This window comes from Klebsiella sp. 2-CIP_Kleb. (genome assembly GCF_050378715.1).
GTDB classification, from domain to species: Bacteria; Pseudomonadota; Gammaproteobacteria; order Enterobacterales; family Enterobacteriaceae; genus Klebsiella; species Klebsiella quasipneumoniae.
This window is the reverse complement of record NZ_JBNRLG010000001.1, coordinates 789,213-814,810: the sequence shown is the minus strand read 5'-3', so window position 1 is coordinate 814,810 and position 25,598 is coordinate 789,213. Positions and strand designations below refer to the sequence as shown.

Sequence of the window (25,598 nt, the reverse complement as noted above, 5' to 3'; positions counted from 1 at the left end):
GAGGTTTTCCTTTTCTCACCGCTACAGCCACCGTAAAATCAGCCTCTTGTTCCCAGTGCGTAATGGAATCTATGCTGACTCTCGCCCATCTCCAACAGCGCCGCAGCCGGCGTTGGCTCTTTGGTTTAACGCTGTTGCTGCTGGTCACCCTGCTGATCAGTCTGTGCGCGGGGGATCAATGGATCCCGCCCGGCGAGTGGTTCAGCGCCAAGGGGCATCTGTTTATCTGGCAGATCCGCCTGCCGCGGACCCTGGCGGTGCTGCTGGTGGGGGCGGCGCTGGCGCTCTCCGGGGCGATAATGCAGGCGCTGTTTGAAAATCCGCTGGCGGAACCGGGTCTGCTGGGCGTCTCCAACGGCGCGGGCGTCGGGCTGATTGCCGCCGTCCTGTTGGGCAAAGGCCTGTTACCAGGCTGGGCGCTTGGGCTGTGCGCGATCCTCGGCGCGCTGCTGATCACCTTTATTCTGCTGCGTTTCGCCCGCCGCCATCTTTCCACCAGCCGTCTGCTGCTGGCGGGGGTGGCGCTGGGCATCATCTGCAGCGCCCTGATGACCTGGGCGGTGTACTTCTCCACCTCTTTTGACCTGCGGCAGCTGATGTACTGGATGATGGGCGGGTTTGGCGGCGTCGACTGGCAGCAGCTGTGGCTGATGATAGCCCTCCTGCCGGTGCTCTGCTGGGTCTGTCTGCAGTCACAACCCCTGAATTTACTGGCGCTGGGCGAAGTCTCCGCCCGTCAGCTCGGGCTGCCGCTGTGGCTGTGGCGCAAGCTGCTGGTGGTGGCGACCGGCTGGATGGTCGGCGTGAGCGTGGCGCTGGCGGGGGCGATTGGCTTTATCGGCCTGGTGATCCCGCACATTCTGCGGCTGTGCGGCTTGAGCGATCACCGGGTGTTGCTCCCGGCCTGCATGCTGGCGGGGGCAAGCGCTTTGCTGGGGGCGGATATTATCGCCCGGCTGGCGCTTTCCGCCGCTGAGCTGCCGATTGGCGTGGTGACGGCGACGCTGGGCGCGCCGGTCTTTATCTGGTTGCTGCTGCGCTCGCGGTGACGGGGATAGCGCGACGCCGTCTGCAGGGACGGCGCCGGCTCGGGCTTACCAGCCTTTGATCGCGTCGCCTTTGTAGACTTCCTTCGCTTTTTCCGCGACTTCACTGGTCTGGAAGGCGGCTTTCAGTTCCTGAATTTTCTTGCTGTCCTTGTTATCCTCGCGGGCGACGATCGCATTCACGTAAGGGGAATCCGGTCCCTCCATGAACAGGCCGTCGCGGGCGGCCGACAGGCCAGCCTGGGCGGAGAAGTTGGTGTTAATGATTGACAGGCTGACGTTCGGGTCATCCAGAGTACGAGTCAGCTGCGGGGTATCCACCTCCACAATTTTCAGCTGTTTTGGGTTGTCGATGATATCCAGCGTGGTGGGTAAATAGCCGACGCCCGGTTTCAGCTTGAGCAGTCCCTGCGCCTGCAGCAGCAGCAGGCTGCGGCCCAGGGTGGTGGTTTCATTAGAGATGGTCACTGTCGCCCCCTCAGGGAGCTCGCTGATATTTTTGATGCGATGTGAATAGGCGGCGATAGGGAAGACAAAGGTTTTACCCACCACCGCGAATTTATAGCCGCGCTCCTTCGACTGCGCCTCAAGGTAAGGCAGGGTCTGGAAGGCGTTGGCATCCACATCTTTGTTGTTCAGCGCTTCGTTAGGCAGCACGTAATCATTGAAGGAGACCACTTCGACGTCGAGGTGATATTTATCCTTCGCTACCTGCTCCACTACTTTCCAGATGGCTTCGTCCGGCCCGGTATTGATAGCGACTTTCACTTTATTATCTTCATCCGGAGAGCAGGCGCTCAGCAGGGCGACAGAGGCGGCGATTAACGCCAGGCTAAACAACTTCTTCATCAATAAAACTCTCTTAAATTAACAAGTAACAAAACCATATTACATTCATGGAACACTGTACACGGAAATGGTTGCCTGCCCAATTGAGAGGATTTCATGTTGCCGACGGGCAGCGAAGCGCTGTTACATCATGCGACAACTCGCGGGGATTGGCAGTAGAATGGCGGGCGCTGAATCCGCTACAGTAGATAGGGATCACCTTCACCGGAAACCGGTTTATCCATTGAGGACAGGCTATGCAACATGACATTCTGAATACCGAAGTGACGACCATTGATGGCGAGAAAACCACCCTGGCATCCTTTGCCGGCAAGGTGCTGCTGATCGTCAATGTGGCCTCCAAATGCGGCCTGACGCCGCAGTACGAGCAACTGGAGGACCTGCAAAAGCAGTTTGCCGGCGAGGGCTTCAGCGTCCTGGGCTTCCCCTGCAACCAGTTCCTCGGCCAGGAGCCGGGCAGTGAAGAAGAGATTAAGACCTTCTGCAGCACCACCTACGGCGTCACCTTCCCGCTGTTCAGCAAGATTGACGTCAACGGCGAACATCGCGCGCCGCTCTATCAAAAGCTGGTTGCCGCCGCGCCGAAGGCGGTGGCCCCGGAAGGCAGCGGTTTTTATGAGCGGATGGCCAGCAAGGGCCGGGCGCCGCTGTACGTGGACGACATTCTGTGGAATTTCGAAAAATTCCTCGTCGATCGCCAGGGCAACGTCATTCAGCGCTTCTCTCCGGACATGACGCCGGACGATCCGCAGCTGGTGGCGGCGATTAAAGGAGCGCTGGCGAAATAATGTCGTTTCTGATGCAGCTACAGGATGTAGAAGCGGCGGGGCGTTTGGCCCCGTTTTCTGCGGCCTTTCGCGCCGGGGAGATCGTCCACCTGGTGGGGCCTAACGGCGCAGGGAAGAGCACGCTGCTGGCCCGCATGGCGGGACTGTCCGACGGCCCCGGTACGATTCATTTTAACGGACGACGGCTTGACGAGTGGCCGGCGACGGAGCTGGCGCGCCGTCGCGGATATCTGTGTCAACACCAGACCCCGCCGTTCGCCATGCCGGTGTGGCACTACCTGGCGCTGCATATGCAGCAGCAGGGTGATAGCGCCCGTCTGAGCGATATCGCGGCCCGGCTTGGTCTGGACAATAAGCTGGGCCGTCCGGTCAATCAGCTGTCGGGCGGCGAGTGGCAGCGCGTGCGGCTGGCGGCAGTGATCCTGCAGATCGATCCCTTAAGCAATCCCATGGGTCAACTGCTGCTGCTGGATGAGCCGATGAACAGTCTGGATGTGGCCCAGCAGGCGGCGCTGGATCGGCTGTTACGCGAGCTAAGCGCGGCGGGAATTGCGGTGGTGATGAGCAGTCACGATCTCAACCACACTTTGCGCCATGCCGGACAGAGCTGGCTGCTCTGCCAGGGGGAAGCCATCGCCTGCGGGGAGACCGCCGAGGTGCTGAATGAGGAAAATTTAACCGCCGCCTATGCGATCCCGTTCCAGCGCGTGGAGGTGGCCGGTCATATTATGCTCATCGCGTCACAGTAGCACGCAGTTATCTTGTCACTATATTGATAAACAAGCTAAATTATTGCGATAAAGAGACTAGGGACAGAGGGATCATCTGAAATGCGCTTCTGGTTCATGTTGGCGGCGGCGTTAATTTTAGCCGGCTGCAGCAGCCATCGGGCACCGCCGCCGAATCCTCGGCTGGCTGACTCCATTACGGTGGTGGCGAATCTGAACGAGCAGCTGCGCAGCTGGCGCGGCGCACCGTATCGCTACGGCGGCATGACGCCGCGCGGCGTCGACTGCTCCGGCTTTGTGGTGCGCACGTTTCGCGATAAATTTGCCCTCCAGCTGCCGCGCGAAACCCGCGAGCAGGCGGAAATCGGTACCCGGATTGATAAGCGCGATCTGCTGCCTGGCGATCTGGTGTTCTTCAAAACCGGCTCAGGCGAAAGCGGCCTGCACGTCGGCATCTACGATACCGATAACCAGTTTATACATGCCTCCACCAGTCAGGGCGTCACCCGTTCCTCGCTGGATAACGTCTACTGGAACAAAAAGTTCTGGCAGGCGCGGCGTATCTGACGTCATTCAGCGGCCTGAGGGAAGCGAGCGCTTCCCTTTTTTATGCCGATAACCCTGCACTCCGCCCGTGTTAATCCGCTGTTCCAGGCACTACACTGGAGAGAGGAGGAACCATGACCCTTTCTTTTACCACCCACTGGCGGGATGAACTGCCGGACTTTTACACTTCCCTGTCGCCAACGCCGCTGGATAACGCCCGACTTATCTGGCGCAACGCCCCGCTGGCGCAACAGCTGGGCGTCCCTGACGCGCTGTTTGCGCCTGAAAGCGGGGCCGGCGTCTGGGGCGGGGAAGCGCTGCTCCCGGGCATGTCCCCGCTGGCGCAGGTATACAGCGGCCATCAGTTTGGCGCCTGGGCCGGCCAGCTGGGCGACGGCCGTGGGATCCTGCTCGGCGAGCAGCAGCTGGCGGATGGCCGTCGTTACGACTGGCATCTGAAAGGCGCCGGCCTGACCCCCTATTCGCGGATGGGAGACGGCCGCGCCGTGCTGCGCTCGACGATCCGGGAAAGTCTGGCGTCAGAGGCGATGCACGCCCTGGGGATCCCGACGACGCGCGCCCTGGCGATGGTGACCAGCGATACGCCGGTCTACCGCGAGCGCGTGGAGCCTGGCGCGATGCTGATGCGCGTGGCCGAGAGCCATGTCCGCTTTGGCCATTTCGAACATTTTTACTATCGTCGCGAGCCGCAGAAGGTCCAGCAGCTGGCCGACTATGTCATTCGCCACCACTGGCCGCAACTGCAGGATGAGGCGGACAAGTACCTGTTATGGTTCCGTGACGTTGTCACGCGTACCGCGCAGACCATCGCCAGCTGGCAAACCGTGGGCTTTGCCCATGGGGTGATGAATACCGACAACATGTCGATTCTCGGTTTGACCATCGACTACGGCCCGTATGGCTTCCTTGACGATTTTCAGCCGGACTTCATCTGCAACCACTCCGACTATCAGGGGCGCTACAGTTTTGAAAACCAGCCGGCGGTGGGGCTGTGGAATCTGCAGCGTCTGGCCCAGTCGCTGTCGCCGTTTATCAGCGCCGAAGCGCTGAATGCGACGCTGGATGAGTATCAGCACGCCTTGCTGACCGCCTATGGCCAGCGGATGCGCGACAAGCTTGGCCTGTTCAGCCAGCAGAAAGGGGATAACGACCTGCTCGACGGTCTGTTTGCCCTGATGATCCGCGAAAGAAGCGACTATACCCGAACGTTCCGCCTGCTGAGCCACAGCGAACAGCTCAGCGCCGCCTCGCCGCTGCGCGACGAGTTTATCGACCGTGCGGCTTTCGACAGCTGGTTCGCCGGATATCGCGCGCGGCTGCGTGATGAACAGGTGGGGGATGCCCAGCGCCAGCAGCGGATGCAGGGCGTCAACCCGGCGCTGGTATTACGTAACTGGCTGGCGCAGCGGGCGATCGAGCAGGCTGAGGCTGGCGATATGGGGGAGCTGGAGCGTCTGCATGCCGCGCTGGCCGATCCCTTCACCGATCGCGAGGACGACTACGTCCGCCGGCCGCCGGACTGGGGGAAACGTCTGGAAGTCAGCTGCTCGAGCTAACTCGCCTCGCCCCGCGCACCGCGGGGCGACTATTTGGTCAGGATCAACTTCCCGGCGTGGGTCTGGCGCAGCAGATAGCGCTGGCCGCCATGCTCAATGACTACCCGTCCTTCGCTGCCTAACAGAACCCGACTGCTGATCTGTCTGTCCGTCGCCACGGGATAGGGGGCATTGTCTTTTGGTTTTTCAGCTGTGGCAGTGTTATCCATACGCGTCATAGCTCTCAAAATAAAAATCAAAGCAACAATGATAATCATTATCAATAATGTTGTTTTTGACGGCAAGCGTTATTTATCGTGTTACCGAATTTGGTAGGGAATGTCAGAAGGGGTTCGCCCACCGCATGCGCGGCGGGCGGAGCGGTCACAGACGGGTGGCCGTGGCGGCCGCCAGCTCACTCAATAAACGTTCGCTGTCTTCCCAGCTCAGGCAGGGATCGGTGATCGACTGGCCCCAGGCCAGCGGCTGGCCGGGAACCACTTTCTGGGTCCCTTCCTGCAGGAAGCTCTCCGCCATAATGCCGGCGATGGCGGTAGAGCCCGCGCGAATTTGCTGACAGATATCGGCGCACACCTCCAGCTGACGGCGATGCTGCTTCTGGCAGTTGCCATGGCTGAAGTCGACCACCAGCTGCTCCGGCAGATCGAATTCCCGCAGCGCCTCGCCGGCGGCGGCGATGTCCTCGGCGTGATAGTTCGGCCGTTTGCCGCCGCGCATAATGATATGCCCGAACGGGTTGCCGCTGGTCTGGTAAATCGTCATCTGCCCCTGCTTGTCCGGGGAGAGGAACATATGGCTGGCGCGGGAGGCGCGGATGGCGTCCACGGCGATGCGCGTATTGCCGTCGGTGCCGTTTTTAAACCCGACCGGGCAGGAGAGCGCCGAAGCCATTTCACGGTGAATCTGACTTTCAGTGGTGCGCGCCCCGATGGCTCCCCAGCTGATGAGATCGGCGATAAACTGACCGGTCACCATATCGAGAAACTCGGTGGCCGTCGGCACCCCCAGCTCATTGACCTGCAGCAGCAGGCGCCGTGCCAGCTCAATCCCGTGGTTGACCCGGTAGCTGCCGTTGAGGTCCGGATCGGAGATTAAGCCTTTCCAGCCCACCACAGTACGGGGTTTTTCAAAGTAGGTGCGCATCACGATCTCCAGCTGCGGCTGGTAGCGCTCGCGCATGGTCTGCAGGCGGCGGGCATACTCCATCGCCGCGTCGGTGTCGTGAATGGAGCAGGGGCCGATAATCACCAGCAGGCGGCGGTCTTCGCCGTTGAGGATTTTTTCAATTCGGCGACGGGAGGCCGAGACGTGGGCGGCCACGTCGGCCGTAACGGGATGGCGCTGGGCCAGCTCCGCGGGCGTTACCAGGCTTTCAATGCGCGCGGTACGCAATTCGTCTGTTTTATTCATTGGGGTCTCAAAAATCTGTTTCTTCGCCAGCGAAAATGCCGGGAAGTGATGCGCATCACGATAAACCAATCCCTGCTTATTGCAAGAGCAGGGCATGATCCTGTATAGGCCACGGGTGATAGCATAAACAAATTTTTAATAATGTACTAGTGTATTAGTACATCCTGCGATTCAGCCCCATGATGTCCATGATTTTTGTCGCTATTTCCTCAACGGAATAGTTGGTGCTGTTCAGGCAGGGGATTTTATTCTTGCGATACAGCGCCTCCACTTCGGTCACTTCCATCCGACACTGGCGCAGCGAGGCGTAGCGGCTGTTCTCCCGGCGCTCCTCGCGGATCGCCGCCAGACGTTCCGGATTGATGGTCAGGCCGAACATCTTATGCTGCAGGGGTTTCAGCGAGGCCGGCAGAACCAGATTGTCCATATCGTCGGCGATAAACGGATAGTTGGCGGCGCGAATGCCGTACTGCATGGCGAGGTACAGACTGGTGGGCGTCTTGCCGCAGCGCGACACGCCGAGGAGGATCACCTGCGCCTGGTCAAGGTTGCGCAGCGAGATGCCATCGTCATGGGCGAGGGTGTAATCGATGGCGGCGATACGCGCATCGTATTTGATCAGGTTCCCGGGGTTCAGGCCGTGGGTGCGGTGCGCCACCGGGGTCGGGTCGAGGTTGAGCTCCTGCTGCAGCGGGGCCACCAGCGCCTGAACGATATCCTGACAAAAGCCCTCGCTTTGCAGAATGATATCGCGGATCTCCGGAATGACGATGGAATAGAACACCAGCGGGCGGATGCCCGTTTGCTGATAAATGGCGTCGATCTGCTCTTTCACCGCCCGCGCGCGGCTGATATTTTCCACAAACGGCAGGGTCACGCTGCTGATGGCGACCGGGAATTGCGACATGACGGCATGCCCCAGCACCTCCGCCGTAATGGCGGTACCGTCAGAAATATAAAATACGTGGCGATCTACAGCACTTTCCATTTTGACCATCCGGTATAATGAGTTTAATTGCCTGAAAGCGGATATTAAATTTAAGCATATCCCTGTTTGATTTGTCTCTTGTTAAAATTGAAACACTATTTTTGTTTTTTATGAAAAGGGTGGTTCATTTTCTTTTTTTTGCCGTTATTTCCAGCGTTTCTCGTCATACTTCCTAAAAATCATCAAGTTATCTATATCAGAGGAACAGTCCGAAAAAAGAAAAAATAATTTGCTTGAACGATTCACCGTTTTTTTCAGCACCATAAATATGTCAGGATAATCTTGCAGTCGATCGTGAAATTTTTTTCACTGGTATTAAATCACAAAAGGATTGTCTCGATGTCCAACAATGGCTCGTCACCGCTGGTGCTTTGGTATAACCAACTCGGCATGAATGATGTAGACAGAGTTGGGGGCAAAAATGCCTCCCTTGGTGAAATGATTACGAATCTGTCCGGTATGGGTGTTTCCGTACCTAACGGGTTTGCCACCACCGCTGATGCTTTCAACCAGTTCCTGGACCAAAGCGGTGTTAACCAGCGCATCTATGCGCTGCTGGATGAAACCGACATTGACGACGTTTCCGCATTAGCGAAAGCGGGCGCGCAGATCCGACAGTGGATCATCGATACCCCCTTCCAGAGCGAACTGGAAAACGCGATTCGCGATGCTTATGACCTGCTGTCCGCCGATGACGCCGAGGCCTCATTCGCCGTGCGCTCTTCCGCCACCGCGGAAGATATGCCGGACGCCTCCTTCGCCGGGCAGCAAGAGACATTCCTCAACGTGCAGGGCTTTGACGCCGTGCTCGTTGCCGTGAAGCACGTATTTGCTTCACTGTTTAACGATCGCGCGATCTCCTATCGCGTGCATCAGGGTTACGATCATCGCGGCGTGGCGCTCTCCGCCGGGGTGCAGAGGATGGTCCGCTCCGATCTGGCCTCCTCCGGCGTCATGTTCTCCATCGATACCGAATCCGGCTTTGACCAGGTGGTGTTTATCACCTCGGCGTGGGGTCTGGGCGAGATGGTGGTGCAGGGCGCGGTGAACCCGGACGAATTCTACGTCCACAAACCGACGCTGGCCGCTGGCCGCCCGGCGATCGTGCGCCGCACCATGGGCTCGAAAAAGATCCGCATGGTTTACGCGCCGACCCAGGAGCACGGCAAGCAGGTGCGTATCGAAGATGTGCCGCAGGCGCAGCGCGATATCTTCTCGTTAACCAACGAGGAGGTGCAGGAGCTGGCGAAGCAGGCGGTGCAGATCGAGAAGCACTACGACCGTCCGATGGATATCGAGTGGGCGAAAGATGGCCACACCGGTAAGCTGTTTATCGTCCAGGCGCGTCCGGAAACCGTGCGTTCCCGCGGCCAGGTGATGGAGCGTTATACCCTCCACGCTCAGGGGCAGATCATCGCCGAAGGGCGCGCCATCGGCCATCGCATTGGCGCCGGTCCGGTGAAGGTGATCCACGATATCAGCGAGATGAACCGCATTGAGCCGGGCGACGTGCTGGTTACCGATATGACCGACCCGGACTGGGAACCGATCATGAAGAAAGCCTCGGCGATCGTCACCAACCGCGGCGGCCGTACCTGTCACGCGGCGATCATCGCCCGTGAGCTGGGTATTCCGGCGGTGGTCGGCTGCGGCGATGCCACCGATCGCATTCAGGAAAACCAGAACGTGACCGTCTCCTGCGCCGAAGGCGATACCGGCTATGTCTACGCCGAGCTGCTCGACTTCAGCGTCAAGAGCTCCAGCGTCGGCGACATGCCGGATCTGCCGCTGAAGGTGATGATGAACGTCGGCAACCCGGATCGCGCCTTCGACTTCGCCTGCCTGCCGAACGAAGGCGTGGGTCTGGCGCGGCTGGAGTTTATCATCAACCGCATGATTGGCGTGCACCCGCGCGCGCTGCTGGAGTTTGACGATCAGGAGCCGGGCCTGCAGAACGAAATCCGCGAGCTGATGAAAGGCTACGATTCGCCGAGAGAGTTCTACGTTGGCCGCCTGACCGAAGGGATCGCCACCCTCGGTGCCGCTTTCTATCCGAAACGGGTGATCGTGCGTCTGTCGGACTTCAAGTCGAACGAATACGCTAACCTGGTAGGCGGCGAGCGCTATGAGCCGGAAGAAGAGAACCCGATGCTCGGCTTCCGCGGTGCCGGACGCTACGTTTCCGAAAGCTTCCGCGACTGCTTCGCGCTGGAATGTGAAGCCATGAAGCGCGTGCGTAACGACATGGGGCTGACCAACGTTGAAGTGATGGTGCCGTTCGTCCGTACCGTTGCCCAGGCGAAAGCGGTGGTCGAAGAGCTGGAGCGTCAGGGGCTGAAGCGCGGCGAGAACGGGCTGAAGATCATCATGATGTGCGAGATCCCGTCGAACGCATTGCTGGCGGAGCAGTTCCTCGAATACTTCGACGGCTTCTCCATCGGCTCGAACGACATGACCCAGCTGGCGCTCGGTCTGGACCGCGACTCCGGCGTGGTCTCTGAGCTGTTTGATGAACGCAACGACGCGGTGAAAGCCCTGCTGTCGATGGCGATCCGCGCCGCGAAGCAGCAGGGTAAATACGTCGGCATCTGCGGCCAGGGGCCGTCTGACCATGAAGATTTTGCCGCCTGGCTGATGGAGGAGGGGATCGATAGCCTGTCCCTCAACCCGGACACCGTGGTGCAAACCTGGTTAGGTCTGGCGGAACTGAATAAATAAGTTCGCCCTGACAACACCGATCCCCGGCAGCGATGCCGGGGATTTTTTTTGCCTGTGTCAGAGCGCCAGGCGACGTGAGCGCAGGACAAAAAAAAGCCCATCGTGGGAGATGGGCAAAGACTACACACAGCAATTCGTTGTTTCACTCAGGGGATTTCCATGCTTATAAATCAAGGTGTTGATTTATAACCGTGAGCTAATAGTAGGCAGCGGGGCCTTTGCCGTCGATCAGATTCCTCTCAATAGTTAAATTGTTGTGAAGGTCCGGAAGGTGAAACGCGGGTGAGGGGCCTACAAGTCTGGCGTTGAGCCGGCGATCAATAAATTTTGCTTAACAATTGTGCAGGCGGGGAAACAGGCGGGTCTCCCCGCCTGACAATGCATTACTTGCGCCCGGCCTCCAGCTCGCTGAGCTCTTCGAGCACGACGTCGGGATCTTTCGGCGGCGGCGGCACTTCGTGCACCCAGGCGTCATACAGGCGCCAGGAGACGGCCAGCAGCACCGGACCGATAAACAGACCGATCATGCCGAAGGCGATCAGGCCGCCAATGACGCCGGTAAGAATGAGGATCATCGGCAGGTCGGCGCCCATGCGGATAAGCACCGGGCGGATAACGTTGTCCATGGTGCCGACCACGCAGCTCCACACCAGCAGCACGGTGCCCCAGGTGGTGTCCCCGCTCCAGTAAAGCCAGATAATCGACGGCACCAGAACCAGCAAAGGCCCGAGCTGGACCAGACAGGTAAAGATCATCACCACGGTCAGCAGAGCGGCGTAGGGCACGCCGGAGATGGCAAGGCCGATACCGCCCAGCACCGCCTGGGTGAGGGCTGTCACCACCACGCCCAGCGCCACGGCGCGCACGGCCTGGCCGGCCAGCAGCACGGCGGCGTCACCGCGTTTAGCCGCCAGGCGCGTGGCGAAATAGCGGAAACCGTAGGCCACCTGCTCACCGCGCCAGTAGAGCAACGCGCTGAACAGCAGCATCAAACCGCAGTAGACCAGAAGCTTGCCGATGTGCGCCGCCTGACCGACAAACCAGCTGGTAGTGGTGCCAATATAGGGGCGAACCTTGGCCATAATCGCCGAGCCGCCCATATCCAGCAGGCCATGCCAGGCGGAGTAGAGCTTATCGCCCACCAGCGGCACGCTGTTGAGCCAGGCGAAATCCGGCAGCGTCACATTTCCGCTGCTGATGAGTTTGATCAGCGGAACGCTGTTATCCACCAGGCTGTTGACCAGCAGAGCGATAGGAATAACGAATAGCAAAAACAGCAGCAGGGTCATCGCCAGCACCGCCAGCATCCGTTTGCCGAACAGCACACGCTGCAGACGCAGCAGCACCGGCCAGGTGGCGATCACCACGGTGCCGGCCCAGGCGAAGGACAGAATAAACGGCTGCACAACCCACAGGCAGGATATGATAATCAGGGCCAGGAACAGCACCGACAGCAGTATTTGCGGTATGTCCCGAGGCTGATGGGGGTTAATCATAGATAAATTTTACCTTTCCAGTCGCGCCAAAAAGCTGGCGCCGCGTAAATCCATGTACTGATAATAATATCAATAATTTTGCCGGGCTGATTTTGCACAGAAAACACGTGGGCGCATATGAAAAAAATGTGATAAAAAGTTGAATGCGCTACGCAAACGTTTAGTTAGCACCAACACAATATTTTCAAACACAACATAGTCAGGCAGGGTCAAGTGTGATGATCCCACAAATTTCTCAGGCGCCAGGGGTAGTTCAGCTGGTGCTGAATTTTTTGCAGGTACTGGAGCAACAGGGTTTTACCGGCGATACCGCCACCAGCTATGCCGACAGGCTGACGATGGCCACCGACAACAGCGTCTATCAGCTGCTGCCGGATGCGGTCCTTTTTCCACGTTCCACGGCAGACGTCGCGCTACTGGCGCGCGTCGCCGCCGAACCACGCTTTAAATCGCTGATCTTCACCCCGCGCGGCGGCGGCACCGGCACTAACGGCCAGGCGCTGAACGGCGGAATTATCGTCGATATGTCCCGCTATATGAACCGCATTATCGAAATCAACCCCGAAGAGGGTTGGGTGCGCGTTGAAGCCGGAGTCATCAAAGATCAGCTGAATCAGTTTCTCAAGCCCTATGGCTATTTCTTTTCCCCGGAGCTCTCCACCAGCAACCGCGCTACCCTGGGCGGGATGATTAACACCGACGCGTCCGGACAGGGATCGCTGGTGTACGGTAAGACGTCGGATCACGTGCTTGGCCTGCGGGCGGTGCTGATGGGCGGTGATATCCTCGATACCCAGGCGGTGCCGGTGGCGCTGGCGGAGACGCTGGGCAATACGCCCTCGACGATCGGCCGGATCTACAACACGGTCTACCAGCGCTGCAAGGCGCAGCGCGAGCTGATCATGGATAAGTTTCCCAAACTCAACCGCTTCCTCACCGGATACGATCTGCGCCACGTCTTTAACGATGAGATGAGCGAGTTCGACCTGACCCGGATTTTAACCGGTTCGGAAGGGACGCTGGCGTTTATCACCGAAGCGCGGCTGGATATTACCCGCCTGCCGAAGGTGCGCCGGCTGGTCAACGTCAAATATGACTCCTTTGACTCTGCGCTGCGTAATGCACCCTTTATGGTGGAAGCCAAGGCCCTGTCGGTGGAGACCGTCGACTCTAAAGTCCTCAATCTGGCGCGCGAGGATATCGTCTGGCACTCGGTGAACGAACTGATCACCGACGTACCTGATAAAGAGATGCTCGGGCTGAATATCGTCGAATTCGCCGGGGATGACGCGGCGCTGATTGACCAGCAGGTCACCACCCTGTGCCAGCGGCTGGACGAGCTGATGGCCCGCAGCGAGGCGGGAGTCATCGGCTGGCAGGTTTGTCACGATCTTGATGGCGTGGAGCGCATCTATGCCATGCGCAAGAAGGCGGTAGGCCTGTTGGGTAATGCCAAAGGTGCCGCCAAGCCGATCCCCTTTGCCGAGGATACCTGCGTCCCGCCCGAACACCTGGCGGATTATATCGTCGAGTTCCGCGCGCTGCTCGACAGCCACGGCCTGAGCTACGGCATGTTTGGCCACGTCGACGCCGGGGTGCTGCATGTGCGCCCGGCGCTGGACATGTGCGATCCGCAGCAGGAGGTGCTGATGAAGCAGATCTCCGACGATGTGGTGGCGCTGACGGCGAAGTATGGCGGCCTGCTGTGGGGGGAACATGGCAAAGGCTTTCGCGCGGAGTACAGCCCGGCCTTCTTTGGCGAGGCGCTGTACGGCGAACTTAGGAAGATCAAAGCGGTCTTCGATCCCGATAACCGCCTGAACCCAGGGAAAATCTGCCCTCCGGAAGGGGTCGACGCGCCGATGATGAAAGTCGACGCGGTGAAGCGTGGCACCTGGGATCGGCAGATCCCCATCGCGGTGCGCAGCAGCTGGCGCGGGGCGATGGAGTGTAATGGCAACGGGTTGTGCTTCAACTTTGACGTAAAAAGTCCGATGTGTCCGTCGATGAAAGTCAGCAACCAGCGCATCCACTCGCCGAAAGGGCGGGCGACGCTGGTCCGCGAATGGCTGCGTCTGCTGGCGGATCGCGGCGTCGATCCCAATCAGCTGGAGAAGGCGCTGCCGGAGCAGGGCGTTAGCCTGCGCTCGCTGGTGGCGCGCACCCGTAACAGCTGGCATGCGCGCAAAGGGGAATATGACTTCTCGCACGAGGTCAAAGAGGCGATGTCCGGCTGTCTGGCCTGCAAAGCCTGTTCGACCCAGTGCCCGATCAAAATCGATGTCCCGGAGTTCCGCTCGCGCTTCCTGCAGCTGTATCACAGCCGCTATCTGCGTCCGGTGCGGGATCATCTGGTGGCGTCGGTGGAGTCCTATGCGCCGCTGATGGCCCAGGCGCCGAAGACCTTTAACTTCTTCATTAACCAGCCGTGGCTGAAAAAGCTGTCGGAGAAGCATATCGGGATGGTCGATCTGCCGCTGCTCTCGGCGCCGTCGCTGAAGCAGCAGATGGCCGGCCACCGCTCCGCCAATATGACCCTTGAGCAGCTCGAAGCGCTGAGCGACGAGCAGAAGGCGAAGATGGTGCTGGTGGTGCAGGATCCCTTCACCAGCTATTACGACGCTCAGGTGGTGGCTGACTTTATCCGTCTGGTCGAGGCCTTAGGCTATCAGCCGGTGCTCCTGCCGTTCTCGCCGAACGGCAAGGCGCAGCATATTAAAGGATTCCTGACCCGCTTCGCGCGCACCGCGCAGAAAACGGCAGACTTCCTTAACCGCGTGGCGCAGCTGGGTATGCCGCTGGTCGGCGTCGATCCGGCGCTGGTGCTTTGCTACCGCGATGAATATAAGCAAACGCTCGGCGACAAGCGCGGCGATTTCCAGGTCATGCTGGTGCATGAGTGGTTGCCGAAGGCCCTGCCGACCGACGCCCGTCCCGATCTCGGCGGCGAGCCCTGGTACCTGTTCGGTCATTGTACGGAAGTGACCGCGCTGCCGGCGGCGACAAAGCAGTGGGCAGAGATTTTTGCCCACTTCGGCGCGAAGCTGGAAAACGTCAGCGTTGGGTGCTGCGGGATGGCAGGCACCTATGGTCATGAAGTGAAAAACCATGCCAACTCGCTGGCCATTTACGCGCTCTCCTGGCAGCAGGCGATGCAGCGGCTGCCGCGTAACCGCTGTCTGGTGACGGGCTACTCCTGCCGCAGCCAGGTGAAGCGCATTGAAGGCAGCGGCGTTCGCCACCCGCTGCAGGCGTTACTGGAGATAATCGGATGATTTGGAAACGTCAGACCACGCTGGAGCAGCTCAACCGGCTCGGTGAGGGAAACATGGTAGGGCTGTTGGATATTCGCTTTGAGACGTTTACCGACGATACGCTGGAGGCCACCATGCCGGTGGATGGCCGCACCCAGCAGCCGTTTGGTCTGCTGCACGGCGGGGCGTCGGTGGTGCTGGCGGAGACGCTGGGGTCGGTAGCGGGTTATCTGTGCAGCGAAGGCGAACAGAAGGTGGTGGGGCTGGAGGTTAACGCCAACCACATCCGTTCAGCGCGTGGGGGCCGGGTGCGGGGCGTGTGCAAAGCGCTGCACGTCGGGACTCGCCATCAGGTCTGGCAAATTGAAATCTTCGACGAACAGTCGCGATTGTGCTGTTCATCGCGGCTAACCACCGCGGTAATATAAACCGTAAGGGGGAGGCGAATAGCCTCCCTTTTTTCAAGGTAATAAGCGGCAAAGGGCCTGGCAGCGCGAGAGATGGCGTGAGAACACTACCGCGCAGCGGCAAGAAATTATCTAATAAATAGATTATTACCGATCCAATCTCGTTATATATGCTACTCTTTTCAATACGAAATGCATAAAGGTAACAAGAGGACGGTTAACCATGGGTATTCTTTCCTGGATCATTTTTGGACTTATTGCCGGTATTTTAGCCAAGTGGATTATGCCGGGGAAAGACGGCGGCGGGTTTATTGTAACCATTATTCTGGGGATCATCGGCGCCGTGGTCGGCGGCTGGATCAGTACCTTCTTTGGTTTTGGCAAAGTCGACGGGTTTAATTTCGGCAGCTTCGTGGTGGCGGTAATCGGTGCGCTGGTTGTGCTGTTTATCTACCGTAAAGTGCGCAGCTAATTCTCTGCATTCTGTTTTATTCAAGTTAACAAAAGCTGCCGCTTATCGCGGCAGCTTTTTTATTATCGCAGGACTCAGGCAGCGTGCCCACGCCAGGGCTATTGCCCGTCGGCATCCTCCGCAACCGGCACCACCTCCACGTGAACTTCGTAGTGCTTCGCCTGACCGGTCGGGATCAGGGCGGTTAGTTTGTTAATGGTTTCCGCCGGCGTATCGGTCGCGACCGTTGCTGAAAACAGCACCGGCTTGTGCGGCGGAAACGGTGGCGGGAACGGCGGCAGGGGACCATGACCCATCTCCAGCGGAGGACGGCCGCCGTTGTCGACAGCGGGCGTCGGAGCGTCGGTTTTATCAGCCGCAAAAGCGCTGGCGGCGGCCACGGCAGCAATAGCGAACAGCGCAAAGAGAGCTTTTTTCATCTGGTTATCCTCGATAAGCAAGTGCATAAAGAGTAGAGGGCGGCGGCAGGCGGGACAATGCCGTGCGGCGCGAATCCTCTGAATCTCCTTTATTCCTCGCGAATGTGAAGGTCAGATGAGAGCGGGTGTCATTGTGTTCGGGAGCCTCTTAATTCAGCAGTACGCTCATAATCAGCAGCACGGCCATGCACATCGACATAATACTGATATCAACAATCATTCTTTACGACAAAAGCTCCAGCAAACGGGTACGGCGGCCAGGTCACAGCACGTATTATAGTGGTTAAAGATTGTACCCTGCATGCATTCCCTGGACAAACGATTATTAGCCTGGCGTTGCCTGAACTGCCGCCCCTGACCATGGCGTCATGATGATACCCCGAACCGCACCTTGCGCTTAGCGGAGCAACATGAGGATAGCTCATGTTGCAATGAATTTAAGTCGCTTTCCCTCCATCACCGACTCTGGCAAAAATAGACCCATTAACGAATCAACAACATTTACCGGTTGAAGCGCGCCAGGTCTGACTCTGCGTCGCCAGTGGAGAGTACTCCGCTTATTCCGCTTTATGCCCGACACCAGGATGGACAATCGCCATGAATAACGAATTTACCTATACGATTAAGCGCAGCCGGTTTGATGAAAATTATAACCCTGCGGAAAATACGCGTATTACCACCAATTTTGCCAATTTGGCGAGAGGGGAGAGCCGTCAGGACAATCTGCGCAATACGTTAATCATGATGAATAACCGGTTTAATACCCTGGCGCACTGGGATAATCCCTACAACGATCGCTATGCGGTGGAACTGGATATTATTTCTGTCGAGATGAATATTGCTGATGCCGCCAGTTTTCCGGTGATAGAGATCCTGCAAACGCATATTGTCGATAAAAAAACCGGTGAGCGCCATGCCGGTATCGTCGGCAATAACTTCTCTTCGTGGGTACGGGATTATGATTTTAGCGTGCTGCTGCTGGAGCATAATAAAGACCAGAGCCGCTTCAGCGTGCCCGAAAACTTTGGCGAGCTGCACGGCAATATCTTTAAGGATTTCGTGCAATCCAGCGCCTATAAGACCAGTTTCAGCAAGGCGCCGGTGATTTGTCTGAGCGTATCCAGCAAAGATGTTTATCGTCGCACCGGTAACGAACATCCGGTTCTCGGTATTGAATATGCCCAGGAAGGCGTCTCGCTGACCGAGCGCTATTTCAGCAAAATGGGGCTGCAGGTGCGCTATTTTATGCCGAAACACAGCGTCGCGCCGTTGGCCTTCTATTTTTCCGGCGATCTGCTCAGCGATTACACCAGCCTGGAGCTGATCGCGACCATCAGCACGATGGAGACGTTTCAAAAAATATATCGCCCGGAGATTTACAACGCGAATTCCGCGGCGGGGCAATACTATCAGCCCAATCTCAATCACCTGGATCATTCTGTCACCAAAATTGTGTATGACCGGGAAGAGCGCAGCCTGTTGGCGATAGAGCAGGGTAAATTTACACAACAACATTTTATCGACCCGCACAAGACGTTGCTTGAGCAATGGTCTGCTAACTTCGCGCGTTGCTAAACCAATATAAAAGGCTACTTATTATGAAAACATGGCTTCCGACCTCCACCGCTGGCAGTTTACCGAAACCTTCCTGGCTGGCGCAGCCAGAGACCTTGTGGTCGCCCTGGAAACTGTCCAGCGAAGAATTACTGGCCGGCAAGCGCGACGCCCTGCGTTTGTCCCTCGACGACCAGCTGCGGGCCGGGATCGATATTGTCAGCGACGGCGAGCAAACGCGGCAGCACTTTGTCACCACCTTTATTGAACACCTCAGCGGCGTTGATTTTGCCAAACGCGAGATCGTGAAAATTCGTAACCGCTATGAGGCCAGTGTTCCAACCGTGGTGGGCGCCGTAGAGCGCCAGAAACCGGTCTTCGTTGAGGACGCGCGCTATCTGCGTCAGCTCACCAGTCAGCCGATAAAATGGGCGCTGCCGGGCCCCATGACCATGATCGACACACTGTATGACAACCACTATAAAAGCCGGGAAAAGCTGGCCTGGGAGTTCGCCAAAATCCTCAATCAGGAAGCGAAAGAGTTAGAGGCCGCCGGGGTCGATATTATTCAGTTCGATGAGCCGGCCTTCAACGTCTTCTTCGATGAGGTGAACGACTGGGGGATCGCCGCGCTGGAACGAGCTACTGAAGGGCTGAAGTGCGAGACGGCGGTGCATATCTGCTACGGCTACGGCATCAAGGCCAATACCGACTGGAAAAAAACGCTGGGCTCAGAGTGGCGTCAGTATGAGGAGGCCTTCCCGCAGCTGCAGAAATCGTCCCTCGATATTATCTCTCTCGAGTGCCACAACTCGCGGGTGCCGATGGATCTGCTGGAATTGATCCGCGGTAAAAAGGTGATGGTCGGGGCGATCGATGTCGCCAGCCATGCGATTGAAACTCCGGAAGAGGTGGCTGATACCCTGCGCAAGGCGCTGGCGTTCGTCGATGCCGACAAGCTCTACCCCTCCACCAACTGCGGTATGGCGCCGCTGCCGCGCCAGGTCGCGACCGGCAAACTGCACGCCTTAAGCGCCGGTGCCGAGATCGTTCGCCGCGAGCTGGCGGTAAAATAAGGCGGACTGGCTTTCGTGCGCTTCTCCCGGTTAACCTCCTGAGCGGGCCGTTACCCGCTCAGCGTCAGGTTGCCGCCAGCGGGCGGCAGATCGCCCGCAGGGCGACGGCACTGGACAACGGAAACAGCGCCAGCAGAAGCCAGGGATAGACCGCCTGCGGCGAGGGGGTGAGCGCCTGGTCAAGCAAATGGCCGAGCAGCAAATTCCCGGCTAACACCGCGCACCCACCCGCAGTGGCGAGCGCCCCGTAGTGGGCGCCCAGCGTCGACTCCTCGGCAAACAGCGGGATCAGATCCTTGGCTGAGGGCACCAGCAGCATCTGGCCGAGGGTGAGCAGTGTGACAAAGCAGGCCGACGGCAAAAATCGCAGCCAGCCGGCGGCGGGCTGCGAGGCGGCGAATAACGCCACGCTGACGAAGGAAGCCGACAGCAGCAGAAAGCCCACCGGCAGAATGCGCACGGCGCCAATACGACGGGCGAAGCGGGCGAGAGGAAGCTGTAGGGTAATAATCAACAGCGAGGCCAGCATAAAAAGCGGCGCCAGATCCTGCTCACGGCCGCCTGCGCGTTGGATCTCCACCGGCAGGGCGAGATACAGCTGGTTGTAGCTCAACAGCCATGAACTGTAAGCAATAATAAACGCGACAAAGCGCGGCTGGCGCAAAGGGGTCCACCACGGAACCCGGCTGCGCGTTTGGGGCCTCTGCCCGTCGGCGGGCAGACAGAAAAAGAGCACCAGCAGCGCCAGAAGAAATATCCCCGCGCCGGCGAGGGCGATATGCCGAAAGCCGATCCCGCTCAGTAACCCTCCGGCCACCGGGCCGATAACCGCCCCCAGCTCACCGCACACCGCAAACAGCGCAAACCACTCTGCGCGGCTGCGTTTTCCGTTGGCCTGGCTGTGGGTCCCGGTTCGCGCCAGCAGGGCCTCGATCGACGGGGAAAACAGCGCCCCGCCGACGCCCGTCAGGCAGGCGCCGAGGATAATCGGCTCCAGCGTTGTGCCGCACGCCAGCAGCAGATAGCCGGCAACGCGGACCACGCAGCCGGCGAGGATGATCGCCTTAGCGCCGTAGCGGTCGGCCAGCGTCCCGCCGATGATAAACATGCCCTGCTGAGAGAAGGTGCGCAGCCCGAGGATCAGGCCGATAAGCCCGCCGGAAAGCAGCATCTCGTCGCGCAGGAAGAGGGCAAGGAAAGGGACGACCGCATAAAAGCCAATATTAAAAACGAACTGGCTTCCCAGTAAAACGGGAGGCCAGAGGGTCGCGGCAGGGCGCAGGGGGAAGAGAGGCATACTCGCCCAACCTAAACGATGAAATGAATGTGCTTTTTACCGTGGTACGGGGAGATCTCGATTTTGGTTTTCACCCGGAAAACGTCCCACAGCAGCGCTTCGGACAAAATCTCCTCCGGCGTCCCGTTGGCGAGGATCTGCCCCTGCTGCATCACGATCAGCGAATCGCAGAACATCGCGGCATGGTTAAGATCGTGAATGGCCACAATGCTGGTCACCGGCAGCTCGCTGATCAACTGCATCAGCTGCATCTGATGGTGAATATCCAGATGGTTGGTAGGTTCATCCAGCAGGATCTCACTCGGGTTCTGCGCCAGCGCGCGGGCGATATGCACCCGCTGCCGCTCGCCGCCGGAGAGGCTCAGCCACCCCTGGTCGCTTTTCTCCAGCATCGCCACCCGCTGCAGCGCGGCGGTGACCGCCTCGTCATCCTGAACGCTCCAGTTGGAGAACGGCGAGTGGTGCGGAATACGTCCCAGCCGCACGACGTCGCGCACCCGCATATTGGCCTCGGTCATGCCGTGTTGCTCGACGAACGCCACCCGGCGGGCGAGCTGCTTTTTCGCCATCCGGGCGATGTCGTGGCCGTCGAGGGTGACGCGACCCGCATCCGGGCGGCGCAGGCCCGCCAGAACCCGCAGCAGCGAGGATTTGCCGCAGCCGTTGGGGCCCAGCAGACCCACCGTTTCGCCGCGCGAGACCCGCAGCGAGACATTATTGACGATGATCTTTTTGCCTGCCTTCCAGGTGATATTTTCAGCGCAAATACTCATCACTTATTCCTTGAGCGGTAGATAATCACGGCAAAGAAAGGCACCCCAACCAGGGCGGTCACCACTCCGACCGGCAGACTCTGCGGGGCAATCAGCAGGCGCGAGGCAATGTCCGCCAGCACCATCAGGATCGCCCCCGCCAGCGCGCTGGCGATCAGCAACGTCCGGTGCAGCGGGCCAAAGAAGAAGCGCATCACGTGCGGCACCACCAGGCCGACAAAGCCGATCGAGCCGGCCATGCTGACGATGGTGGCAGTGATCACCGCCGCGGTGGTGAAGAGGATCAGGCGCACGCGCGGCACGGCAATGCCCAGCGAAGCGGCGGCATCGTCGCCGAAGGTGAACGCGTCCAGCGCCCGGGCATACCACAGGCAGACCGCCAGGCCCGCGAGGACCACCACCAGAACCAGCTGGAATTCGGGCCAGCGGACGCCGCTGAAGCTGCCCAGCAGCCAGAACATCACATCGCGCGCCTGCTGCGCGCTGGCGGAGGTGCTGATGGTGTAGGCCGTGAGGGCGTTAAATAATTGCGAGGCGGCGACGCCCGCCAGGATGGTGCGCTCATTGCCGCCGCGCGCGCCGTTGGTCAGAAAGGCAACAAAGGCGAAGGCGGCGAAGGCTCCGGCAAACGCCCCGGCGGAGAGGGAGATCGCTCCGGCGCCAAGGCCCAGCACCACAATCGATACCGCGCCGGTGGAGGCCCCGGCGGAGACGCCGAGGACGTAAGGTTCCGCGAGGGCGTTCTTGAGCAGGCTTTGCAGCACGGCGCCGCAGATAGCGAGGCCGGCGCCGCAGCAGGCGGCGACCAGCGCGCGGCTGAGGCGGAAATCCCAGATAACGCTCTCGGAGATACGATTGAGAGGCACCGCGGTTAAGCCGGTTTTATTGCTGATAGCGTAAAAGACGTTCTGCAGCGGGATGGGCAGTTCGCCGACGCTGACGCCCACCGCAATCACCAGCGCCAGCACGCACACGGCGACGACACACCAGCCGGTGAGCAGCATGCTGCGGCGCGTCTGCAATACGGCGGCGCTCATCAGTTAAGCCCCATTTTTCTCAGCTGTTCGCCCACCTGCTCCGCGCCGTAAAGGGTGCGGATGGTCGGATTCATCGCCTGGCCGTCCATCACCACGATATGGCCTTTTTTCACCGCCTCCAGCTGGCTGACGGCGGGATCGCTTTTGAGGAATTTAATCTTCTCCTCGGCCTTATCCAGCGCCCAGCGGTTACGATCCAGGCTCGAGACCACGATCACATCCGGGTTGGCGGCAATGATGCTCTCCCAGCTCACCGTGGGCCACTCGGTCTCGGAGGTTATCGCATTATGACCGCCCAGCACGTTGGCGATAAAGCCGGAGGCGCTGTTTTTACCGCCGACATAGGCATCGGCCGATGGCGAGGCGCTGGAGAACCAGAAGACGAAGGAGAGATCTTTTTTGCTTTTACCGAACTCCTGACGCAGGTCGGCTTCACGTTTTTTGAAATCGGCGATCAGCGCCTGGCCACGATCTTCAACGTTGAAAATGCGGGCGAAATCGCTAATTTCCTGATACAGCCAGGTCATGTCCCACAGCTTCTGCCGGCTGCCGTACATATCGCCGGTAGCCTTTTTGGTGGCGCACATCCCCGGCGACACGTAGCTGTTCACGCCAACGGTGGCAAGATCTTCACGCCTGGCGACTTTGCTTTCCGGCCCCAGCAGCAGCGGCAACTGGGCGGGAACGAAATCGGGATTTTGCGCCAGCACGGATTCCAGACTCGGGATTTCCACCGTCAGGGTTTTAATCTTCGCGTTTTGCTCAGCCAGCTGCGGTAATACCGTAGTCGGCCAGAAGGCGCTGGCCACCACCTGCTTTTGCAGCCCAAGCAGCAGCAGGATTTCGACCGTATTTTGCCCCAGCGCGACCACGCGCTCCGGCGGCCGGGTAAAGGTCTCCTGATAGCCACAGTTTTTAATCGTCAGGGGGTAGGTTGTTGCCAGCCCGGAACTGACGGCGGTGAACATCAAGCCTAACGCGCAGAGGACCTTCTTCATTAAACGCTATCCTTGTAAACAGGCGAGTAAATGACCAGCAAATGGGAGGAATGCAAATGAAACTCATTATTGGGGCGGGGTTTTATACAATGCCGTATTTACAGTGTCAATGAGTGACTATTTCAGCAGGGAAGGGATTACCCGCGAGGCGGGTGGGTCAGCGCGCCAGAGGGCCGCGAATATACGTCTGCAACCCCTCGGCGAGGAAATTAAATACCCGCTTACAGGCGGGGCTATGGCGCAGGTCCTCATGCATCACCAGCCAGGTATCGAGATACAGAGAAAAGTCTGCCGCCAGCACTCGCTGCAGGGGAATAATGCCGTCGGCGAGGGGCGCCTGGCAGATGCCGATCCCTGCCCCGGCGCGGATCAGGTTCAGCTGGGCGAGGTCGCTATCGGTGCGCATCGCGAAGGCCTCGCGCTGAAAACGGGGATAGCGCTCAAGAGCCCGGCGAACGAGGGGCGTGGCGCTGTCGAAACCAATCAGCGCGTGGCCGTCAAGCTCCTCAGGCGTAGCGGGCCGACCCTGGCGGGTCAGATAGGCATCGGTAGCATGCAGCCCAAGCTCGATCCTGCCGAGACGCCGCGCGATAAGCTGCTCCTGCTGCGGAGCGACCATCCGCACCGCGATATCCGCCTCCCGGTGAAGCAGATCCTGAAACCGATTGGAGAGCATCAGTTCGATGACGATACTCGGGCACGCTTGCCTGAGCCGGGCAATCAGCGGCGGCAGCACCTCGGCGCCGACCACCTCGCTGGCGGCCACCCGCACCACGCCACGCAGATCGGTGCTGTCGCGACTAAAGTTAGCCGCCGTGCGTTCCAGCGCCCGGGCGGTGTTGGCCATTGTCTCGGCGTGCGCCTGCAGCGCCAGCGCCGCGTCGGTCGCCAGCAGGCCGGTTTGCGAGCGGGTAAATAAGGCCTGGCCGAGGGCGGCCTCCAGGCCGGCGATATGGCGTCCCGCCGTCGGCTGAGTGATGTTCAGGGTGCGCGATGCGCCCGATAAAGAGCCTTCCTGCAGGACGGCGAGAAAGGTTCGGTACCACTCCCAGGGAATAGAGGTGTTCATACAAAAATGTATAGCCGCTCGATGATGGTATGCAATTTCATTTGATATGAGCCGCAGGTAGGCTGTCAAGCATCCATTAGCGAACGGGGAAAGACGATGAACAGCAGCGGCAAAGTCCTGATTTTGGGAGCAAGCGGGGGCATAGGCGGGGAAGTGGCGCGTCGGCTGGCGGCGGACAACTGGCAGGTTCGGGCGCTGAAGCGCGGCGTTCAGCTTCGTGCGCCCGAAGAGGGCATGCAGTGGATTGCCGGGGACGCGCTGGATGCCGGGCAGGTGGCGGCGGCGGCTGCCGGTTGCGACGTGATCGTCCATGCGGTCAATCCGCCGGGCTACCGTCACTGGCGGCAGCAGGTATTACCTATGCTGCGCAACACCCTGCAGGCCGCCGCCCAGCAGCGGGCATTAGTTGTCCTGCCCGGCACGGTCTACAACTATGGACCGGATGCCTTTCCGCTGATTGACGAAGCGGCCGCGCAACGGCCGGTGACCCGCAAAGGCGCCATCCGGGTGGAAATGGAGCAGGCGCTGGAGGATTACGTGCAGCGCGGCGGCAGGGCGTTGATTGTCCGGGCGGGCGATTATTTTGGTCCGCGCGCCGGAAATAACTGGTTTTCCCAGGGGCTGGTCAAGCCAGGTCAGCTTCCCCGGACTATCAGCCTACCAGGGGCGATCGGCGTGGGGCATCAGTGGGCCTGGCTGCCCGACGTTGCCGCCACCATCGCCGCGCTGCTGGCCCGCAGGCATGAGCTTGAGCCGTTTGCCCGCTTTCATATGCAGGGTCACTGGGACCCGGACGGCAGCGAAATGAGCCAGGCGATCCAGCGGGTGGTCGCCCGCTATGGCGGCAGGGCGGTAGTGAAGTCCTTTCCCTGGTGGCTGGTGAAGCTGGCGGCGCCCTTCAACGCCACCCTGCGCGAAATGGTCGAGATGCACTATCTCTGGCGTCTACCGGTACGCCTGCGCAACGATAAGCTGGTGGCTTTTTTAGGCGCGGAGCCGCATACCCCGCTCGATCGTGCCGTGCATCTGACGCTGCAAGGCCTGGGCTGTCTGCCCGCCGGCGCGATTAACCATGAGGCGCGTGAGGCATAACGCG

The 25,598-nt window shown here is 59.5% G+C and carries 24 protein-coding genes and 1 other RNA gene; 12 read left to right on the top strand and 13 right to left on the bottom strand.

The genetic code is table 11. The annotated features are described in order from the left end of the window. Positions 1–71 precede the first annotated feature (71 nt). On the top strand, positions 72–1,049 hold the full coding sequence (gene btuC, locus ACQUTP_RS04075; protein ID WP_032456262.1) for a vitamin B12 ABC transporter permease BtuC: 978 nt from the start codon (positions 72–74) through the stop codon (positions 1,047–1,049). Between the two features lie 45 nt (positions 1,050–1,094). Here the strand turns inward: btuC and ACQUTP_RS04070 are convergent, their stop codons facing one another. Next, positions 1,095–1,895, bottom strand: coding sequence for a MetQ/NlpA family ABC transporter substrate-binding protein (locus ACQUTP_RS04070; RefSeq protein WP_004203125.1), 801 nt, complete (start codon positions 1,893–1,895; stop codon positions 1,095–1,097). Positions 1,896–2,131: 236 nt separating this feature from the next. Here ACQUTP_RS04070 and ACQUTP_RS04065 point away from each other — a divergent pair, with 236 nt between their 5' ends. From ACQUTP_RS04065 to selO, 4 genes are all read left to right on the top strand, one after another. Continuing rightward, complete coding sequence (locus tag ACQUTP_RS04065) at positions 2,132–2,683, top strand: glutathione peroxidase (RefSeq protein WP_004203124.1); 552 nt, start codon at positions 2,132–2,134, stop codon at positions 2,681–2,683. Beyond that, on the top strand, positions 2,683–3,432 hold the full coding sequence (btuD, locus tag ACQUTP_RS04060; protein WP_043519798.1) for a vitamin B12 ABC transporter ATP-binding protein BtuD: 750 nt from the start codon (positions 2,683–2,685) through the stop codon (positions 3,430–3,432). The genes ACQUTP_RS04065 and btuD overlap by 1 nt, the downstream gene beginning before the upstream one ends. A gap of 81 nt (positions 3,433–3,513) precedes the next feature. After that, positions 3,514–3,978 carry an NlpC/P60 family protein gene (locus ACQUTP_RS04055; protein ID WP_002909082.1) on the top strand — a complete coding sequence of 155 codons (465 nt, stop codon included), beginning with the start codon at positions 3,514–3,516 and terminating at the stop codon, positions 3,976–3,978. 113 nt (positions 3,979–4,091) lie between these two features. After that, positions 4,092–5,534, top strand: coding sequence for a protein adenylyltransferase SelO (gene selO, locus ACQUTP_RS04050; RefSeq protein ID WP_043519800.1), 1,443 nt, complete (start codon positions 4,092–4,094; stop codon positions 5,532–5,534). 29 nt (positions 5,535–5,563) lie between these two features. On the opposite strand, the gene hemP is transcribed toward selO, so the two are convergent. From hemP to ACQUTP_RS04030, 4 genes are all read right to left on the bottom strand, one after another. Continuing rightward, positions 5,564–5,743 (bottom strand): hemin uptake protein HemP, encoded by a 180-nt coding sequence (gene hemP / locus ACQUTP_RS04045; protein ID WP_023290103.1) that lies wholly within the window; start codon positions 5,741–5,743, stop codon positions 5,564–5,566. Between the two features lie 154 nt (positions 5,744–5,897). Further along, a complete protein-coding gene (gene aroH / locus ACQUTP_RS04040; protein ID WP_004203118.1) occupies positions 5,898–6,944 on the bottom strand; it encodes a 3-deoxy-7-phosphoheptulonate synthase AroH in 1,047 nt (348 codons plus the stop codon). Positions 6,945–7,098: 154 nt separating this feature from the next. Next, positions 7,099–7,932 (bottom strand): posphoenolpyruvate synthetase regulatory kinase/phosphorylase PpsR, encoded by an 834-nt coding sequence (ppsR, locus tag ACQUTP_RS04035; protein ID WP_002909061.1) that lies wholly within the window; start codon positions 7,930–7,932, stop codon positions 7,099–7,101. Between the two features lie 144 nt (positions 7,933–8,076). Then, positions 8,077–8,196 carry a hypothetical protein gene (locus tag ACQUTP_RS04030; RefSeq protein WP_100098307.1) on the bottom strand — a complete coding sequence of 40 codons (120 nt, stop codon included), beginning with the start codon at positions 8,194–8,196 and terminating at the stop codon, positions 8,077–8,079. Between the two features lie 75 nt (positions 8,197–8,271). Between ACQUTP_RS04030 and ppsA the strand changes: the two genes are divergently transcribed. After that, positions 8,272–10,650 (top strand): phosphoenolpyruvate synthase, encoded by a 2,379-nt coding sequence (gene ppsA, locus ACQUTP_RS04025; protein ID WP_065877468.1) that lies wholly within the window; start codon positions 8,272–8,274, stop codon positions 10,648–10,650. 85 nt (positions 10,651–10,735) lie between these two features. On the opposite strand, the gene rprA is transcribed toward ppsA, so the two are convergent. Further along, positions 10,736–10,843: antisense sRNA RprA (gene rprA / locus ACQUTP_RS04020), an RNA gene on the bottom strand. Between the two features lie 190 nt (positions 10,844–11,033). Then, positions 11,034–12,146: an AI-2E family transporter YdiK gene (gene ydiK, locus ACQUTP_RS04015; protein WP_004203114.1), complete on the bottom strand. Its 1,113-nt coding sequence runs from the start codon at positions 12,144–12,146 to the stop codon at positions 11,034–11,036. A 218-nt stretch (positions 12,147–12,364) separates the two neighbouring features. Here ydiK and ydiJ point away from each other — a divergent pair, with 218 nt between their 5' ends. From ydiJ to ACQUTP_RS04000, 3 genes are all read left to right on the top strand, one after another. Then, a complete protein-coding gene (ydiJ, locus tag ACQUTP_RS04010; RefSeq protein WP_032456259.1) occupies positions 12,365–15,421 on the top strand; it encodes a D-2-hydroxyglutarate dehydrogenase YdiJ in 3,057 nt (1,018 codons plus the stop codon). After that, complete coding sequence (menI, locus tag ACQUTP_RS04005) at positions 15,418–15,828, top strand: 1,4-dihydroxy-2-naphthoyl-CoA hydrolase (protein ID WP_004203111.1); 411 nt, start codon at positions 15,418–15,420, stop codon at positions 15,826–15,828. The genes ydiJ and menI overlap by 4 nt, the downstream gene beginning before the upstream one ends. A 202-nt stretch (positions 15,829–16,030) precedes the next feature. Next, positions 16,031–16,279, top strand: coding sequence for a GlsB/YeaQ/YmgE family stress response membrane protein (locus tag ACQUTP_RS04000; RefSeq protein WP_004203110.1), 249 nt, complete (start codon positions 16,031–16,033; stop codon positions 16,277–16,279). A gap of 98 nt (positions 16,280–16,377) precedes the next feature. Here the strand turns inward: ACQUTP_RS04000 and ACQUTP_RS03995 are convergent, their stop codons facing one another. Next, positions 16,378–16,698 carry a hypothetical protein gene (locus ACQUTP_RS03995; protein ID WP_285754954.1) on the bottom strand — a complete coding sequence of 107 codons (321 nt, stop codon included), beginning with the start codon at positions 16,696–16,698 and terminating at the stop codon, positions 16,378–16,380. 597 nt (positions 16,699–17,295) lie between these two features. Between ACQUTP_RS03995 and ACQUTP_RS03990 the strand changes: the two genes are divergently transcribed. Then, entirely contained in the window at positions 17,296–18,273 is a 978-nt protein-coding gene (locus tag ACQUTP_RS03990; protein ID WP_004203107.1) for a DUF1852 domain-containing protein, read from the top strand. A 23-nt stretch (positions 18,274–18,296) separates the two neighbouring features. Continuing rightward, positions 18,297–19,328 carry a methionine synthase gene (locus ACQUTP_RS03985; RefSeq protein ID WP_048324734.1) on the top strand — a complete coding sequence of 344 codons (1,032 nt, stop codon included), beginning with the start codon at positions 18,297–18,299 and terminating at the stop codon, positions 19,326–19,328. A 64-nt stretch (positions 19,329–19,392) separates the two neighbouring features. On the opposite strand, the gene ACQUTP_RS03980 is transcribed toward ACQUTP_RS03985, so the two are convergent. The 5 genes from ACQUTP_RS03980 to ACQUTP_RS03960 all read right to left on the bottom strand — a co-directional run bounded on the left by ACQUTP_RS03980 (position 19,393) and on the right by ACQUTP_RS03960 (position 24,502). Continuing rightward, a complete protein-coding gene (locus ACQUTP_RS03980; RefSeq protein WP_285754953.1) occupies positions 19,393–20,625 on the bottom strand; it encodes an MFS transporter in 1,233 nt (410 codons plus the stop codon). Positions 20,626–20,636: 11 nt separating this feature from the next. After that, positions 20,637–21,398 (bottom strand): ABC transporter ATP-binding protein, encoded by a 762-nt coding sequence (locus tag ACQUTP_RS03975; protein ID WP_080846889.1) that lies wholly within the window; start codon positions 21,396–21,398, stop codon positions 20,637–20,639. Further along, positions 21,398–22,435 (bottom strand): FecCD family ABC transporter permease, encoded by a 1,038-nt coding sequence (locus ACQUTP_RS03970; RefSeq protein ID WP_004203101.1) that lies wholly within the window; start codon positions 22,433–22,435, stop codon positions 21,398–21,400. Before ACQUTP_RS03970 ends, ACQUTP_RS03975 begins: the two co-directional genes overlap by 1 nt. Beyond that, complete coding sequence (locus tag ACQUTP_RS03965) at positions 22,435–23,433, bottom strand: ABC transporter substrate-binding protein (RefSeq protein ID WP_064189427.1); 999 nt, start codon at positions 23,431–23,433, stop codon at positions 22,435–22,437. The genes ACQUTP_RS03970 and ACQUTP_RS03965 overlap by 1 nt, the downstream gene beginning before the upstream one ends. Before the next feature lie 157 nt (positions 23,434–23,590). Further along, positions 23,591–24,502 (bottom strand): LysR family transcriptional regulator, encoded by a 912-nt coding sequence (locus tag ACQUTP_RS03960; protein ID WP_004203099.1) that lies wholly within the window; start codon positions 24,500–24,502, stop codon positions 23,591–23,593. A gap of 96 nt (positions 24,503–24,598) precedes the next feature. On the opposite strand from ACQUTP_RS03960, the gene ACQUTP_RS03955 reads away from it, so the two are divergent. Then, positions 24,599–25,594, top strand: a complete 996-nt coding sequence (locus ACQUTP_RS03955) for an NAD-dependent epimerase/dehydratase family protein (RefSeq protein WP_080846887.1) — start codon at positions 24,599–24,601, stop codon at positions 25,592–25,594. The last annotated feature ends 4 nt before the right edge of the window (positions 25,595–25,598 follow it).

Bases quoted from the DNA above. Each gene is read 5' to 3' on its own strand.
- btuC (WP_032456262.1), top strand. From the start codon at position 72: ATGCTGACTCTCGCCCATCTCCAACAGCGCCGCAGCCGGCGTTGGCTC.
- ppsR (WP_002909061.1), bottom strand. From the start codon at position 7,932: ATGGAAAGTGCTGTAGATCGCCACGTATTTTATATTTCTGACGGTACC.
- ACQUTP_RS03985 (WP_048324734.1), top strand. From the start codon at position 18,297: ATGAAAACATGGCTTCCGACCTCCACCGCTGGCAGTTTACCGAAACCT.
- ACQUTP_RS04000 (WP_004203110.1), top strand. From the start codon at position 16,031: ATGGGTATTCTTTCCTGGATCATTTTTGGACTTATTGCCGGTATTTTA.
- hemP (WP_023290103.1), bottom strand. From the start codon at position 5,743: ATGGATAACACTGCCACAGCTGAAAAACCAAAAGACAATGCCCCCTAT.
- ydiK (WP_004203114.1), bottom strand. From the start codon at position 12,146: ATGATTAACCCCCATCAGCCTCGGGACATACCGCAAATACTGCTGTCG.
- ACQUTP_RS03990 (WP_004203107.1), top strand. From the start codon at position 17,296: ATGAATAACGAATTTACCTATACGATTAAGCGCAGCCGGTTTGATGAA.
- ACQUTP_RS03955 (WP_080846887.1), top strand. From the start codon at position 24,599: ATGAACAGCAGCGGCAAAGTCCTGATTTTGGGAGCAAGCGGGGGCATA.
- aroH (WP_004203118.1), bottom strand. From the start codon at position 6,944: ATGAATAAAACAGACGAATTGCGTACCGCGCGCATTGAAAGCCTGGTA.
- ACQUTP_RS03970 (WP_004203101.1), bottom strand. From the start codon at position 22,435: ATGAGCGCCGCCGTATTGCAGACGCGCCGCAGCATGCTGCTCACCGGC.
- ACQUTP_RS04065 (WP_004203124.1), top strand. From the start codon at position 2,132: ATGCAACATGACATTCTGAATACCGAAGTGACGACCATTGATGGCGAG.
- ACQUTP_RS04070 (WP_004203125.1), bottom strand. From the start codon at position 1,895: ATGAAGAAGTTGTTTAGCCTGGCGTTAATCGCCGCCTCTGTCGCCCTG.
- ACQUTP_RS03975 (WP_080846889.1), bottom strand. From the start codon at position 21,398: ATGAGTATTTGCGCTGAAAATATCACCTGGAAGGCAGGCAAAAAGATC.
- ACQUTP_RS04030 (WP_100098307.1), bottom strand. From the start codon at position 8,196: ATGGTGCTGAAAAAAACGGTGAATCGTTCAAGCAAATTATTTTTTCTT.
- selO (WP_043519800.1), top strand. From the start codon at position 4,092: ATGACCCTTTCTTTTACCACCCACTGGCGGGATGAACTGCCGGACTTT.
- ACQUTP_RS03980 (WP_285754953.1), bottom strand. From the start codon at position 20,625: ATGCCTCTCTTCCCCCTGCGCCCTGCCGCGACCCTCTGGCCTCCCGTT.
- ACQUTP_RS03995 (WP_285754954.1), bottom strand. From the start codon at position 16,698: ATGAAAAAAGCTCTCTTTGCGCTGTTCGCTATTGCTGCCGTGGCCGCC.
- ACQUTP_RS03965 (WP_064189427.1), bottom strand. From the start codon at position 23,433: ATGAAGAAGGTCCTCTGCGCGTTAGGCTTGATGTTCACCGCCGTCAGT.
- menI (WP_004203111.1), top strand. From the start codon at position 15,418: ATGATTTGGAAACGTCAGACCACGCTGGAGCAGCTCAACCGGCTCGGT.
- ACQUTP_RS03960 (WP_004203099.1), bottom strand. From the start codon at position 24,502: ATGAACACCTCTATTCCCTGGGAGTGGTACCGAACCTTTCTCGCCGTC.
- btuD (WP_043519798.1), top strand. From the start codon at position 2,683: ATGTCGTTTCTGATGCAGCTACAGGATGTAGAAGCGGCGGGGCGTTTG.
- ppsA (WP_065877468.1), top strand. From the start codon at position 8,272: ATGTCCAACAATGGCTCGTCACCGCTGGTGCTTTGGTATAACCAACTC.
- ACQUTP_RS04055 (WP_002909082.1), top strand. From the start codon at position 3,514: ATGCGCTTCTGGTTCATGTTGGCGGCGGCGTTAATTTTAGCCGGCTGC.
- ydiJ (WP_032456259.1), top strand. From the start codon at position 12,365: ATGATCCCACAAATTTCTCAGGCGCCAGGGGTAGTTCAGCTGGTGCTG.